Source organism: Mesorhizobium sp. B2-7-2 (genome assembly GCF_006440775.1).
Classification (GTDB): domain Bacteria; phylum Pseudomonadota; class Alphaproteobacteria; order Rhizobiales; family Rhizobiaceae; genus Mesorhizobium.
Map to the genome: position 1 here is coordinate 76,622 of NZ_VFTZ01000014.1, position 14,072 is coordinate 90,693.

Consider the following 14,072-nt stretch of genomic DNA (forward strand, 5'->3'; position numbering starts at 1 on the left):
TCGAGGCGACGCGCTGGCTTTACCGCTTTGCCCACGATTGGCCCTTGCGCTTCGACTGCCGAAGCGGTCAAGTCCCGCCGCTTTCGCCAATCACGATACGGATTTCTCGATGTTCTTTGCATCCGACAACTGGGCGGGCGTCCATCCCGACATTTCGGCCAACCTGTCGCGCCATGCCGCCGGCACCGCTGTCGCCTACGGCGACGGCGATCTGGACCGCGCCGTCTATCGCCGCTTCAGCGAGATCTTCGAGCGCGAGGTGCAGGTCTTCTTCGCCGCGACCGGCACCGCGGCCAACGCGCTTTCGATGGCTGCATTGAACCGCATAGGCGGCATCGCGCTTTGCCATCACGAAGCGCATATGAATGTCGACGAGTTCGGCGCGATGGGTTTCTACACCGGCGGCGCGCGCATGGCGCCGGTGGCGGGACCGCTGGGGCGCATGACCCCGGAGGCTCTTGACCGGACCATCAAGCGATATTCGCAGGACCTGGCCCCCGCCGGCCAGCCGATGGCGGTCACCGTGACCCAGGCGACCGAGGTCGGCACGGTCTACAGCGTCGACGATGTCAAGGCGATCGCCGAGGTCAGCCGCCGCCACAAGCTGCCGCTGCACATGGACGGCGCGCGCTTCGCCAATGCGATTGCCGCGACCGGCGTCAGCCCGGCCGAAATGACCTGGAAGAGCGGCGTCGACCTTATCTCCTTCGGCGGCACCAAGAATGGCTGCTGGATGGCCGATGCGGTCGTGGTCCTCAATCCGGATGTCGGCAAGGATCTGCGCCTGCTGCGCCAGCGCGCCGGACAGACTTTTTCCAAGGCCCGCTTCATCTCGGCCCAGTTCGAAGCCTATTTCACCGACGATCTGTGGTTGAGGATGGCAGGGCACGCCAATGCGATGGCCGCGCATCTGGCCGAGACGATCGAGGACGCGCCGGCCGGCAAGCTCGCTTGGCTGCCGCAGGCCAACGAAGTGTTTGCCATCCTCGGTCGGGCCACCGCGGAAAAGCTGCAAGCGGCCGGCGCCAAATTCTACGAATGGGGCGTGCCGCAGGGTTTCGATGGCCATCTCGGCGACAATGAAGCGATCTACCGCTTCGTCGCCAGCTTCGCCACCACGACGCAAGAGATCGACCGTCTCGGCGAGTTGCTTGGCTGAGCTTGCGGCGCTCGGGAGCAGCATGACAGAAGCCTCATTGCGGCGACTGAGGCCTATATCCGAAAGCTGCTTTCCTGCCGGCAGGATCCCGATTTGGCCACGCTCGATTTGAGGACTTTTGCCGCTGACATATTCGCCGCGACGGCGGCTGAGTATTTCGCGCCATACGAAGCCGTTCACCGACAGAACGTCGAAGCGGTCGTCGCGGAAAAGAACCGGTAGGCTTGCGCCCCGATCAGGCGAGCAAGGGCCGCAGCAGCAACTCGACGCCGAGCAGGACCAGAAAAATCAGGAACCAGCGGCGAAAAGTTGCCGGACTGATCTTCTGGCGCAGCATTTGCCCCAGCCACATGCCGAGCAGCGCCGGAAGCACGGCAAGCGAGGACATCGCCAGATGCCCCGCCTCGAACGCGCCATGCGAGGCAAGGCCCAGCGCCAGGGCGATCGTCGACACCGTGAAGGAGAGACCGAGCGCCTGGATCAGATCGTCGCGGCTCAAGCCCAGCGCCTGGATGTAAGGGACGGCGGGCACCACGAAGACGCCGGTGCCGCCCGTGACCAGGCCGGTGAGAAAACCCACGACCGGCGACGACCAGCGCTCGGTTTTCTCGGGAACGACAGGCTGCCGCGCGAGCAGACTATAGGCGGCATAGACCATCAACGCCGCGCCGAGGCCGGCGGTCGTCCATTTGACATTGTCGCTGGCGAGCAGCCGCGAGCCGGCGACCGTGCCGATCAGAATGCCCGCCATCATCAGCCAAAGCCGGCGCAGGATCGCCGAAAAACTCGGGCCGGCGAAAAGCTGCCAGACATTGGTGACGAAGGACGGAACGATGAGCAGCGAGGCGGCCGTCACGGGCGGCATGATGGTGCCAAGCAATCCCATGGCCAGGGTCGGCAGGCCCATGCCGGTGACGCCCTTGACGATACCGGCGAGCAGGAAAGTGATTGCAACGGTGAGTGTCAGCAGCAGGGAAAAATCGGACATCGCCCTTCATGATCCGCCGCTGCATGCTTCAAAAGAGCCAGAACGGCGCGTTGCCGGTGGCACAATAAAAAGCGGCGCCTTGCGGCGCCGCTTTCGTCTCGGGAGGGAGACGTTGTCTACTACCGGCCCCGCCGGTTACGCGGCGGCCTTGGTTTCGATCTGCTTGGCCTTGTCCGCGGACGAGGTGATCGCGATCTTGCGCGGCTTCAGCTCCTCGGGAATGTTGCGCTTGAGGTCGACGAAGAGCAGGCCGTTCTTCAGCGTGGCGCCTTCCACTTCGACGTGGTCGGCCAGCTGGAAGCGGCGCTCGAAGGACCTCGAGGCGATGCCGCGGTAAAGCAACTCCGAACCCTCGCTGTTGTTCTCTTCCTTGCGCTCGCCCTTGACGGTCAGCACGTTGCGGTGGGCTTCGATCGAAATCTCGTCCTCCGAGAAGCCGGCAACGGCCATCGAGATGCGATAGGCGTTCTCGCCCGTGCGCTCGATATTATAGGGCGGATAGGTCTGCGCGGTCTCGGGCTGGCCGAGCGAGTCGAGCATGGTGAACAGCCGGTCGAAGCCGACGGTCGAACGATAAAGCGGGGAAAAATCAACGTGACGCATGAGTGTTCTCCTTTGAGCAACATGGTTTGCGTATGACCCGGTGCGAAACCCTCGAAAGGCGTTCCGGATAGGCCAGCGGCCCCGACATCGGCGGCCACAACCTTCATTTGGGAAGCTCAAAAAGCCATTTCAAGGTTTTCCTTGGTCGCAATGCAGCCACGTTCATGAACGGTGGATGAACCGCCGCTTCGGCATCCGTTCAGTCATGCGGCATTAGGCTTTGGTCAAGTTCGAGCAATTCCAGGAAAAGTGAAGCGGTTTTCCGTCCGGAATTGCGTCAAGACAGAGAGACTAGCGGCGCCCCCTTCCCTGCGCCGCGACGAGGCCGAACCGGGTGCAACGTCCCTTCCTCCCGGATCGACAGAGGCCGGAAGTGCACCGCAGGCACTTCCGGCCTTCCCCGCACTACAGCGCCGCGCGTCCCCTGGACGCGCTAAGGACGCCGTAGCACTTTTGATTTCGCGCATGATCCTTTCCGAAAATCGATTCCGATTTTCGGGTCATGCGCGGCAACCGCGTAAATCCGGACAACGCCTTTGCTTTTGCCGCCTGGCCGTCTATCACCATGCCGACGCCTCGCCCGTCCGGGCAAAGAACAAGCAACGACGCCGCATGACGGATCTTTTCCATCTGACCGAGGACAATCCCGCGCCGCAGAATGCCGCGGGCGGCTTCTTCACCACACGCGACGGCAAGAAGATCCGCTACGGCGTCTTTGCCGCTGTCAGCCGCCCGCTGCAGGGCACGGTGGTTTTGCTGACCGGGCGCAACGAATGCATCGAGAAATATTTCGAGACCATCCGCGATCTCGCCGATCGCGGCTTCGGCGTCGCCATCCTCGACTGGCGCGGCCAGGGCGGTTCCAGCCGCCTGCTGCGTGACCGCCAGCGCGGCTATGTCCGCAGCTTCCGTGACTATACGCGCGATCTCGAGCAATTCTTCGAGGAAATCGTGCTGCCCGACTGCCGCGGCCCCTATTACATCCTCGCGCACTCCACGGGCGCGGTGATTGCGCTGCTTGCCTCGCCGTCGATGGTCAACCGGGTGCGGCGCATGGTGCTGCTGGCTCCTTTTCTCGAAGTGCCGGACCTGCCGGTCTCGATCGCCACGGTCCGGCGCGTCTGCGCGGTCTTCTGCGCGCTGGGTCTCGGCCGGCTCTATGCCGCGCTCGGTCCGCGCCCGAAAGTGCCGCCCGCTTTCGAGGTGAACAAGGTGACCTCGGATCCTGTGCGCTACCGGCGCAATGTCGGAATCTACGAGGCCTGGCCGCAGCTCGCGCTCGGCGGCCCGACCATCCGCTGGCTGAGGGCCGCCGCCGCAGCCGCGAAAGCCGTCAGCGATCCGGATTTCATGGCAAGGGTGAAGGTGCCGATGCTGATCGTCGCCGCCGGCGCCGACCGGGTGGTCTCGACCAAGGCGGTGGAGGCCTATGCCAGGAAACTGCGCGTCGGCTCGCTGTTGATGATCGACGGTGCGCAGCACGAGATCCTGCAGGAGAAGGACATCTACCGCGAGCAGCTCCTGGCCGCTTTCGACGCCTTCATCCCCGGCATGGGTGATGCCACTTGACGCTCGGTGGTGGGCGGCCGCCGCCGGCGACGCCTTACGGCCGGCACAGGAGCTTCACGGCCGGTGGGTTCGACCTCGCCGCTCGGCCCACAAATCTCGGCTGAACGCGGCCGGCGTGGTCACCTGCATAGTCATTGCAGATCCTGCAGCAAACGCGGGCGGAACCGGCTTGACTGAAGGCGCGCTCGCCGCTCGGCGACTCCTCGTTTCCGCCAAGGCACGGAGCGCTAGATACCTTCCGGCGCCATGCGCCAGCCGACAAGGACCGGGAGGAGGAACGGACATGAACGCATCGCTGTCACGTCAGGGGCATCGCCTGTTGCAGATCGGCGTCGCCCTGCTGCTGTTTTCGTCATTTGAAGGATTTGCAATCCCGTACCTTGCCGCACCGCGCCTGGGGCTGTCGGCGCATACGCTCAGCGGCTTGGAGGCCGTTCTCCTGCTGGCGCTGGGTCTCCTTTGGGAAAGGCTCAACCTCAGCGCCGCCACATCGCGGGTTGCGTTCTGGCTTCTGATCTATTCGGCTCTTGCCATTCTGGCCGCCTACGTGATGGCGAGCGTCTGGGGCGCCGGCAACGAGACGATGCCCCTGGCAGCCGGAGCCTTCCACGGCAGCGCCTTTGAGGAGACGGCGATCAAGGGCATCGGGTATTCGTCGGCGCCAACCGGCCTCATTGCATTCGCGCTCATTCTGTGGGGCTTGCGCCTTGCAGAGCCTTCGTCAACCGAGAGCTAGAGCGCGCCGCAGTCTTGCATTCGGTTTTGCATGAAACGGTCTCTTGGGCCGCCTGGTGCTCAGCCGCGCAGCGCCGCCATCGCTGCCGCGTGAAGCTCGGGCGTCGCTGCCGCCAGTATATCGCCGCCCTTCTCCGCCGGCCCACCTTCGAAAGTGGTGATGACGCCGCCGGCCTTCTCGATGATCGGGATCAGCGCGACGATGTCGTAGGGCTTCAGGCCCGGGTCGGCGACGATATCGATGCTGCCGGCCGCCAGCATGGCGAAGGCGTAGCAATCGGTGCCGTAGCGGGCGAGCTGCACCTTTGTCTCGAACTGGTCATAGCGCTTGCGCGCATCGCCCTGGAACAATGCCGGCGTGGTCGTGAACAGCGTCGCTTGCGCGAGCTCGGTCGTCTTGCGGGTCGCGAGCCGGCGCGGGCCGCCCGGTCCTTCATAATGCGACCCGGAAGCGTTGGCGTAGAACAGCTCGCCGGTGAAGGGTTGCGACATCATGCCGGCGACCGCCTCGCCATCGACGGTCAGCCCGACCAGCGTTCCCCACACCGGGATGCCGGAAATGAAGGCGCGGGTGCCGTCGATCGGGTCGATCACCCAGACATGCCGGCTGGCGAGGTTTTGGCTGCCATGCTCCTCGCCGAGGATGCCGTGCTCGGGATATTCGGACGAAATCAGCGCCCGGATCGCGCGCTCGGCTTCGCGATCGGCCTCCGTTACCGGATCGAAGCTTCCCGCAAGCTTGTTGGTGACCGCCCCCTGGCTGCGGAAGCGCGGCAAGGTTTCGGCGGCGGCGGCATGCGCGATGCGCCGCATGAAATCGGTGCTGATATCCAAGTCGCTCTCCCCCATCGCGGCCGTTGCCGGCCGCCTGTTTCTCGCGGAACAGGCGCGCTGAAGACCGGTCAGACGCCCGTTTTCTGTTGCCCGAATGTCACATCTGAGCCGCCGAAGCGGAATTTCCACATCATATTGAATTAAAAAAGCCCGCTGTCGATTGACATTTGTGCGGCGCACAATAATTTTGTCATCGGACAGGTTTTCCTGTCCATGCCCTCCTTGGGCGTTTCCTCCCTAGACTTCGACCGTGTCGTGAAAACGATGCGGTCTTTTTTTCAGGCAATTCCGGGAAAAGTGTGAAGCGGTTTTCCGTCCGAAATTGCGTATAGAAGAACTGGGCGCGCCGACCGCGCCGTCATTCCGCCGCCAGCGGCAAATCGACGAAATGATGGTCGGGCATCGACATCAGGTCGGCCGAGAAGCGGGTCAGGTCGCAGGCCAAAGCGTCGAAGCCGGCCGATTTCTGGAACGTCCGCTCGTCCATGTAAAGCCCGCGATTGACCTCGATCTGCAACGCATGCAGATGCCGCGCCGGCCTGCCATAATGTTCAGTGATGAACCCTCCCGCATAGGGCTTGTTATGCGCGACGGTGTAGCCCATGCGGACAAGCAGGCTAATCGCCATCTCGGTGAGCGCCGGCGAGGCCGAGATTCCGAACCGATCGCCGATGATGAAGTCGGGCCGCACGCCGTTGTCGCCGACGCGTATGCTGGCCGGCATCGAGTGGCAGTCGATCAGCACGGCATAGCCGAACCTGGCATGCGTTCTGGTCAGGAGCCGCTTCAGCGTCTCGTGATAAGGCTTGTACACCGCTTCGATGCGCGCCACCGCCTCAGCCAGCGGCAGGCGGCCGGGATAGATATCAAGGCCTTCGCCGACAAGCTTCGGCACCGTGCCCAGCCCGCCGGCGACACGCGCCGAACGGATGTTGCAGAAAGACGGGACCGGCTCCGCGAACATGCGCGGATCGAGTTCCCACGGCTCGCGGTTGACGTCGAGATAGGCGCGCGGAAAATTGGCCGCCAGCAGTGGCGCGCCGAGCGGCACGGCGCCGCCGAAAAGCTCCTCGACATAGCAGTCCTCCGACCGGCGGATGGCGTTGCGGTCAAGCCGCGCCATGGCCAGGAAGCGCTCCGGATAATGGCGGCCGCTATGCGGTGAGTTGAACAGGAAAGGGACGCGCTGTTCGGCGCCCGATCGGATTTCGAAGGGTGGGACGACCGAAAAATCCTCGGCTGCCGTTTTCAATTTGCACGAACCAGGAAACAGCACTGTATCATGACGTAAAACTTGCCACCTTGCGTGCGGCATGTCCAGCATTTCAGGTGGCGAAACCGCAGCTTGAACCGGATGTGGGACGGCCTTCATTCACTTGATGTTTACCGACACATCCTCATATACAGCATGGTTAACAGCCTTGCCCGGCGGCAGGCTTGGGGCGGGTGATTCGGACGGGATATGATGGCACGCATTCTGCTGGCGGAAGACGACGACGATATGCGCCGCTTCCTCGTCAAGGCGCTGGAACGCGCCGGCTACCAGGTAAGCGATTTCGACAATGGCGCCAGCGCCTATGAGCGGCTGCGCGAAGAGCCGTTCTCGCTGCTCCTGACCGACATCGTCATGCCGGAGATGGACGGCATCGAGCTTGCCCGCCGCGCCACCGAGATCGACCCGGACCTCAAGGTGATGTTCATCACCGGCTTTGCCGCGGTCGCGCTCAATCCGGATTCCAAGGCGCCCAAGGACGCCAAGGTGCTGTCGAAGCCTTTCCACCTGCGCGATCTCGTCAACGAGGTCGAGAAGATGCTGCAGGCGGCCTGAGCCACTTCTGCAGGCATCGACGATACGCCGCGCCGATGCGACAAACACAAGCCGTCTTTCCACATTCCCGCTATTGACGCGCCGGATCAAAAGTGGTGTATGCGCGGCTTCGGATGGGCGTGTAGCTCAGCGGGAGAGCACTGCATTGACATTGCAGGGGTCACAAGTTCAATCCTTGTCACGCCCACCATCCTTCCAATAAGTTAGATATCTGGCGAGCACAGAACCCTGTGCCTGACTGTCTGGCTGCACTGCAGTTAGCGATTACCCGAGACCTCTTCGAACGAGCACAAGCATTTCGCCCAAGACGGCGAGCCCGTGGACGACGTAGCCCTTGCCGAGCAGCATCACGGCCAGATAAGCCCCGTCCTGCCCTGTAACCCCGGTGACCAGGGCGATCCCGTCTGTCAAGGCGACCTTGTCTGCCGGGGCGACTTTGTCCGCCATTGCCGTGTGCGCCCGCGCCTATTTTTCGGCAAGCGAATACGATTTATTGCCGCAACGCAAATCCCCGCACGGGGGCCGGCTTAAACGCCCGCGACCGCCAGCAGGGTCTTCATCCTGGCGATGGCAAGATCGGGGTCGGCCAGCAGCCCGGCCTGGTCGCAGAGCCGGAAGACGTCCGCGTAGTGGCATATGCCGCGCGCCGACTGCATGCCGCCCACCATCGTGAAGTGGTCCTGATGCCCGTTCAGCCAGGCCATGAAGACGATGCCGGCCTTGTAGTATTCGGTTGGCGCCTCGAAGATTTTTCGCGACAGCGGCACGGTCGGCGCCATCAGCGCGTCGTAGCCGGCCTTGTCACCCTCCGCCAGCTTCGCCAGCGCGGCATTTGCCACCGGCGCGATGGCGTCGAAGATCCCGAGCAGCGCGTGCGAGTGTTTCCTGCCGTCGCCGGCGATCAGTTCGGGATAGTTGAAATCGTCGCCGGTGAACATCACCACCCCGTCGGGTAGCCTGTCGCGCAGCCGCACTTCCTTCTCCGCATCGAGCAACGATATCTTGATGCCTTCGACCTTGCCCGCGTGCCGCTCGATGATGGCGACGACCGTGTCGAGCTCGGTATCGAAATCGTTGCTGCCCCAATAGCCCTTGAGCGCCGGATCGAACATGTCGCCCAGCCAGTGCAGGATGACCTTGCCCGATGCCTGGGAAAGCATGCGGTCATAGACGCGGGCATAGTCGTCCGGCCCCTTTGCCACCGCCGCGAGCGCGCGGCTCGCCATCATGATGGCCTTGCCGCCTTCGCCTTCGATGAAGGCGAATTGCTCTTCATAGGCGCCGATGACGTCGTCGAGCGTCTTGGCCGCCGCCGGCGCCAGATGGTCGGTTCCCGCCCCCGATGCGAGGTCGGCGCCCGGCACCGTTTTGGCTTCCGCGATCGAGCGGCGGATCAGCTCCTTCGCGCTCGCCCAGTCGAAACCCATCCCGCGCTGGGAGGTATCCATGGCTTCGGCGACGCGAAAGCCGAGCCGCCACAGATGATGGCGGAACGCCATCGTCCTGTCCCAGTCGACCACCGGCCGCGACCACGGATCGGTCATGGCGATGGGATCGGCAACGACATGGGCGGCGGCATAGGCGATGCGCGAAAAGCGTGCGCCCTTGATCGGTTCGACCGGTTTGCCGACGAGCCGGTAGCTGACCCAGTCGCCGTTTGCCGCAGGCAAGGTGATGTCCATGGTACTCTCCCGTTGCGGCCGCTATAAATGGAACGTTCCAATAAATCAAGGATCTTGATGGTTCAACGGATCCAGGTTGGAAGACACCGTGCCCTCCTGGAGGTATCCCTTGCATTTGCTGAGGTTTTGAACCGCTTCAATCAATTTTCCGATTCTTATCACAATCGCAATTGACTCCGATTTGGATCAGTGATTAGAACGTTCCAATAAATTTTGTCAAAACTGGGAGGACGTGACGAGGATGGCCAGCCGGGCCAAGGCGACGATCCTGGACATCGCCCGCGAGGCCGGCGTGTCCAAATCGACGGTGTCGCTCGTGCTGCAGGGCAGCGGGCTGATCCGGCCTGAAACCGCGACCAAGGTGCGCAAGGCGATCGAGGATGTCGGCTATGTCTACAACCGCGGCGCCGCCAATCTGCGCAAGGCCCATTCCAATGTCATCGGCATGGTGATCAACGATCTCACCAACCCCTTTTTCGCCGAGCTTGCCGTCGGCATGGAGCGCGTGTTCCAGGCGGCGGGCGTAGTCCCCTTCATCGCCAACACGGCGGAAAACCCGGTACGTCAGGAAGAGGTGCTGAAGTCGCTGATGGAACAGGGCGTCGCCGGCCTGATCGTCTCGCCGGCGCGGGGCACGTCGCCCGGTACCTTCCGCCGCATCGAGACGGCCGGCGTCCCGATCGTCTTCACCATGCGCAGGCTGCCGGACAGCCGCATTCCGGTGATCGCGCCGGACAATCATCGCGGCGCGGTGCTTGCCGCCGAACATCTGATCCGCAGGGGTCATCGCCGCCTGGCCTTCTTCGGCGGTTCATCCGATCTCGTTGTTTATCAGGAGCGCCTGGGCGGCTTCCTCGAAGCCTGCGAAACGCTCGGCATCCCGGCTCCGGACCGGCTGATCGTCGAGGGCGAGACGAACCGCAAGGGCGGCATGGCCTGCCTGGAGACGGCCTTTGCCGTGCCGCAGCCACCGACCGCGGCGCTGTGCTTCAACGATGCGGTAGCCTTCGGCGTCATGCTGGCATTGCGCAAACGCGGTCTCGAGGCGGGCGCAGACTTCGCCGTCGTCGGCTTCGACGATGTCGCCGAGGCCGAGCACTACAGTCCGGCGCTGACCAGCGTCGCCGTCGACACCGCGGGCCTCGGCGAGCGCGCGGCCCACGTCATGCTGAAGATGATCCAGTCGCGCACCACGCGCGCCGAGAACCATATTGGTGCCGTCAGCCTGGTCGTGCGGGAAAGCAGCGGCCCAGACCGAAACAGCCAAGTGGGAGACGCGGCGTGAGCGTGCGATGGGGACTGATCGGCGCCAGCACGATCGCCAGACAGTTCATGATCGATGCCATCCGCGCGCAGGCCGATGGCGAGGTCGCAGCCGTGATGAGCTCCAGCCAGGAACGGGCCGAGACCTATGCGAGGGAAAACGGCATCGCACGCGCCGTCTCGTCTCTCGACGCGCTGCTCAACTCGGACATCGACGCCGTCTACATCTCGACCACCAACGAATTGCATCTCGAGCAGGGGCTTGCCGCGATCAAGGCCGGCAAGCATGTGCTGTGCGAGAAGCCGCTGGCGCTGACCAGCGCCGATGCGCGTGAGATGGTCGTCGCCGCGAAAGCTGCCGGTATCGTCTTCGGCACCAATCACCATCTGCGCAATGCCGGCGCCCACCGCGCCATGCGCGAGGCGATTGCCGCCGGCCGCATCGGCAAGCCGATCGCCGCACGCGTCTTCCACTCCGTCTACCTGCCGGAGAACCTGCAGGGCTGGCGCATCGCCAGGCCTGAGGCCGGCGGCGGCGTTGTGCTCGACATCACCGTGCATGATGCCGACACGCTGCGCTTCGTGCTGGACGACGACCCCGTCGAGATTTCGGCCTTCACGCAAGCCGCCGGCATGGCCGGCGGCGGACTGGAGGACGGCGCCATGTGCATCTGGCGTTTCGGGTCGGGCGTGATTGCCCAGTCGCATGAGGGCTTCACCACGAAATTCGCCGGCACCGGCTTCGAGGTGCATGGCTCGGAGGGCTCGCTGATCGCCGCCAATGTGATGACGCAAAAGCCGGTCGGCTCGGTGCATCTGCGCAGCGCGAGCGGAGAAGAAGAGCTGAGCTTCGATCGCGAGGATCTCTACACCCGCTCGTTGCGCCACTTCCATGCCGCGATCCGCGGCGAAGGCCGGCCTGCAGCCACCGGCGAGGACGGCGTCTGGTCGTTGGCGTCGGCCGAAGCAGCACTGCAATCGTCGAACACCGGCAAGGCCGTCGCCATCGACCCGCAACTTGGGGGCCTCGCGTGAGCAAGCTCGTCTCGGCGGCCCATGCCGCCAGCCTGATCAAGGACGGCATGGTCGTCTCGGTGTCGTCGTCGAGCGGGCTCGGCTGCCCGGATGCCGTGCTTGCCGCGATCGGCGAGCGTTTCGACGCGGAAGGCCATCCGCAGGCAATCACCACGCTGCATCCGATCGCCGCCGGCGACATGTACGGCATCAAGGGCATCGACCATCTCGCCAAGCCGGGCCTGCTCAAGCGCACGCTCTGCGGCTCCTATCCGTCCGGCCCCTCCTCTGCCGAGCCGCCGCAGATCTGGAAGATGATCGGCGACAATTCGATCGCCGCCTACAACGTGCCGTCCGGCATCCTGTTCGACATGCATCGCGAGGCCGCCGCCAAACGTCCCGGCGTGCTGACCAAGGTCGGCCTCGACACCTTTGCCGATCCGCGCCACCAGGGTTGCGCCATGAACGCCGCGGCCAGCGAGCCGATCGTCTCGGTTGAGCAGTTCGACGGCGAGGAATGGCTCTATTTCCGCGCCATCGTGCCGAACGTCTCGATCATTCGCGCCACCACGGCCGACGAGCGCGGCAATCTCACCTATGAGCATGAGGGCGCCTATCTCGGCGGACTGGAGCAGGCGCTGGCTGCCCGCAACAATGGCGGCATCGTCATTGCGCAGGTCAAGCGCGTCGTCGAGAACGGCACGCTGAAGCCGCACGATGTGCGGGTGCCCGGCGTGCTGGTCGATCATGTCGTGGTGGCGCCCGACCAGTTGCAGACGACGCAGACGCCTTACGACCCGGCGATCTCGGGCGAGATCTTCCGGCCGCTGTCGACTTTCCGCACGCCGGAGATGAACATCCAGAAGGTGATCGCGCGGCGCGTCGCCATGGAATTGCGCGACGGCATGGCCGTCAACATCGGCTTCGGCATCTCGGCCAATGTGCCGCGCATCCTTCTCGAGGAAGGCCAGCACGGCAAGGTCACCTGGGTGATCGAGCAGGGCGCGGTCGGCGGCGTGCCGCTGCTCGACTTCAAGTTCGGCTGTGCCTCCAACGCCGAGGCGATCATGCCCTCGCCGCACCAGTTCATCTATTTCCAGGCCGGCGGCTTCGACGCCTCGCTGCTGTCCTTCCTGCAGATCGACCGGCACGGCTCGGTCAACGTCTCGAAGCTTTCGGCGCGGCCGCATGTGACGGCAGGCGCCGGCGGCTTCGTCGACATCACCGCGCGGGCGAAGAAGATCGTCTTTTCCGGCTTCTTCAATGCCGGCGCGAAACTCTCGCTGGCGAACAGCGCCATCCGCATCGACCAGGAAGGCAAGGTCAAGAAGGTGGTCCAGGAGGTCGAGCACATCTCCTTCTCCGGCAAGCGGGCGGTCACCCAAGGGCAGGACATCACCTATGTCACCGAGCGCTGCGTGATGAAGCTGACGCCGGACGGGCTGATGGTGACGGAACTGGCCCCTGGCATCGATCTCGAACGCGATGTCTTGGCGCAGGCCGAGATCCCGCTCGCTGTGGCGAACGACCTCAAGGTCACGCCTGCGGCACTCTATCAGGACCGGCCGATCGGCCTGTCGCTCAATGGCGGCGCTTCGCTCGGAGGCGCGCATGGCTGAGCGTCCAGTCACCTTCGAAAAGGACGGCGCCATCGGCATCGTGACGCTGCGCCGGCCGGAAAAGTTCAACGCGCTCGACATCCCGATGCTGCGCGCGCTTGAGGCGGCGCTTGACCAAGCGGAACTGGCCGAGGGCGTTCGCGCTGTGCTTGTCCGCGGCGAAGGCAAGGGGTTCTGCGCCGGTGGCGACGTCGAGGCCTGGGGTGCCATGAGCGCCGCCGACTTCCAGGTGCAATGGGTGCGCTACGGCCACCGCGTCTTCGATCGCCTGGCGCGGCTCAGGCAGCCGACCATCGCGGTGCTCTCAGGCCATGCGCTGGGCGGCGGGCTGGAACTGGCGGCGGCCTGCGATTTCCGCGTCGCCGAAACGCAGGTGAAGCTCGGCTTCCCCGAAACCTCGATCGGCGTCGTTCCCGGCTGGTCGGGCACCCAGCGCGCCGTGCGCCGCTTCGGTGCACAGATCGTGCGCCGGATGGCGATTGGCGGCGAGATTTTCCCGGCAGCCGAGGCGCTGGCGCACGGCGTCGTCGACCGGTTGGTCGAAACAGGCAAAGCCTTCGACGAAGCCAAAGCCTGGGCCGAAAAGATCGCCGAGCGCGGTCCGCTGGCGACCGAGGCCGCCAAGCTGATGATCGGCATCGCCGAGGGCGAGGAAGATGCGGCCGCGACCGAGGCGTTGGCCAGCGGCTTCATCGCGCTCACCGCCGACCTCAAAGCCGGCGTCGGCGCTTTCAAGGCCAAGCAGAAGCCGGCCTTTTCGAGATCCTAGAGAAGACAT

At 64.3% G+C, this 14,072-nt stretch carries 14 protein-coding genes, 1 tRNA gene and 1 pseudogene; 10 read left to right on the forward strand and 6 right to left on the reverse strand.

All coding sequences use genetic code 11. The features are described from left to right. Positions 1-109: 109 nt before the first annotated feature. Together FJ425_RS19460 and FJ425_RS32360 are read left to right on the forward strand one after the other, a co-directional pair. Entirely contained in the window at positions 110-1,159 is a 1,050-nt protein-coding gene (locus tag FJ425_RS19460) for a low specificity L-threonine aldolase (RefSeq protein WP_140725482.1), read from the forward strand. Positions 1,160-1,252: 93 nt separating this feature from the next. Beyond that, a complete protein-coding gene (locus FJ425_RS32360) occupies positions 1,253-1,381 on the forward strand; it encodes a hypothetical protein (protein ID WP_281407510.1) in 129 nt (42 codons plus the stop codon). Between the two features lie 13 nt (positions 1,382-1,394). On the opposite strand, the gene FJ425_RS19465 is transcribed toward FJ425_RS32360, so the two are convergent. Together FJ425_RS19465 and FJ425_RS19470 are read right to left on the reverse strand one after the other, a co-directional pair. Then, on the reverse strand, positions 1,395-2,147 hold the full coding sequence (locus FJ425_RS19465; RefSeq protein WP_140725485.1) for a sulfite exporter TauE/SafE family protein: 753 nt from the start codon (positions 2,145-2,147) through the stop codon (positions 1,395-1,397). A 135-nt stretch (positions 2,148-2,282) separates the two neighbouring features. Then, a complete protein-coding gene (locus FJ425_RS19470) occupies positions 2,283-2,750 on the reverse strand; it encodes an Hsp20 family protein (RefSeq protein ID WP_095766320.1) in 468 nt (155 codons plus the stop codon). 612 nt (positions 2,751-3,362) lie between these two features. Between FJ425_RS19470 and FJ425_RS19475 the strand changes: the two genes are divergently transcribed. Next, complete coding sequence (locus FJ425_RS19475) at positions 3,363-4,319, forward strand: alpha/beta hydrolase (protein WP_140632449.1); 957 nt, start codon at positions 3,363-3,365, stop codon at positions 4,317-4,319. A gap of 283 nt (positions 4,320-4,602) precedes the next feature. Continuing rightward, positions 4,603-5,055: a hypothetical protein gene (locus FJ425_RS19480; RefSeq protein WP_140632452.1), complete on the forward strand. Its 453-nt coding sequence runs from the start codon at positions 4,603-4,605 to the stop codon at positions 5,053-5,055. A gap of 59 nt (positions 5,056-5,114) precedes the next feature. Here FJ425_RS19480 and hisN read toward each other — a convergent pair whose 3' ends face one another. Beyond that, positions 5,115-5,888 carry a histidinol-phosphatase gene (hisN, locus tag FJ425_RS19485; RefSeq protein WP_140632455.1) on the reverse strand — a complete coding sequence of 258 codons (774 nt, stop codon included), beginning with the start codon at positions 5,886-5,888 and terminating at the stop codon, positions 5,115-5,117. A 358-nt stretch (positions 5,889-6,246) separates the two neighbouring features. Then, positions 6,247-7,203 (reverse strand): N-formylglutamate amidohydrolase, encoded by a 957-nt coding sequence (locus FJ425_RS19490; protein ID WP_140541867.1) that lies wholly within the window; start codon positions 7,201-7,203, stop codon positions 6,247-6,249. 150 nt (positions 7,204-7,353) lie between these two features. On the opposite strand from FJ425_RS19490, the gene FJ425_RS19495 reads away from it, so the two are divergent. Both FJ425_RS19495 and FJ425_RS19500 read left to right on the forward strand, forming a co-directional pair. Further along, entirely contained in the window at positions 7,354-7,716 is a 363-nt protein-coding gene (locus tag FJ425_RS19495; protein WP_006199474.1) for a response regulator, read from the forward strand. A gap of 115 nt (positions 7,717-7,831) precedes the next feature. After that, a tRNA-Val gene (locus FJ425_RS19500) sits at positions 7,832-7,906 on the forward strand. A gap of 122 nt (positions 7,907-8,028) precedes the next feature. Here the strand turns inward: FJ425_RS19500 and FJ425_RS19505 are convergent. Next, positions 8,029-8,163, reverse strand: a pseudogene (locus tag FJ425_RS19505) (GDP-mannose 4,6-dehydratase); the annotation flags it as partial. Positions 8,164-8,243: 80 nt separating this feature from the next. Next, positions 8,244-9,398, reverse strand: coding sequence for a dihydrodipicolinate synthase family protein (locus FJ425_RS19510; protein WP_140725488.1), 1,155 nt, complete (start codon positions 9,396-9,398; stop codon positions 8,244-8,246). A 241-nt stretch (positions 9,399-9,639) separates the two neighbouring features. Here FJ425_RS19510 and FJ425_RS19515 point away from each other — a divergent pair, with 241 nt between their 5' ends. Genes FJ425_RS19515 through FJ425_RS19530 form a run of 4 tightly spaced genes read left to right on the forward strand, consistent with a single transcriptional unit; the run spans position 9,640 to position 14,063 of the window. Continuing rightward, a complete protein-coding gene (locus tag FJ425_RS19515) occupies positions 9,640-10,683 on the forward strand; it encodes a LacI family DNA-binding transcriptional regulator (RefSeq protein ID WP_140725491.1) in 1,044 nt (347 codons plus the stop codon). Continuing rightward, positions 10,680-11,696 (forward strand): Gfo/Idh/MocA family oxidoreductase, encoded by a 1,017-nt coding sequence (locus FJ425_RS19520; RefSeq protein ID WP_140725494.1) that lies wholly within the window; start codon positions 10,680-10,682, stop codon positions 11,694-11,696. The genes FJ425_RS19515 and FJ425_RS19520 overlap by 4 nt, the downstream gene beginning before the upstream one ends. After that, a complete protein-coding gene (locus FJ425_RS19525; protein WP_140725497.1) occupies positions 11,693-13,294 on the forward strand; it encodes an acyl CoA:acetate/3-ketoacid CoA transferase in 1,602 nt (533 codons plus the stop codon). The genes FJ425_RS19520 and FJ425_RS19525 overlap by 4 nt, the downstream gene beginning before the upstream one ends. Further along, a complete protein-coding gene (locus tag FJ425_RS19530; RefSeq protein ID WP_140725500.1) occupies positions 13,287-14,063 on the forward strand; it encodes an enoyl-CoA hydratase/isomerase family protein in 777 nt (258 codons plus the stop codon). The genes FJ425_RS19525 and FJ425_RS19530 overlap by 8 nt, the downstream gene beginning before the upstream one ends. The last annotated feature ends 9 nt before the right edge of the window (positions 14,064-14,072 follow it).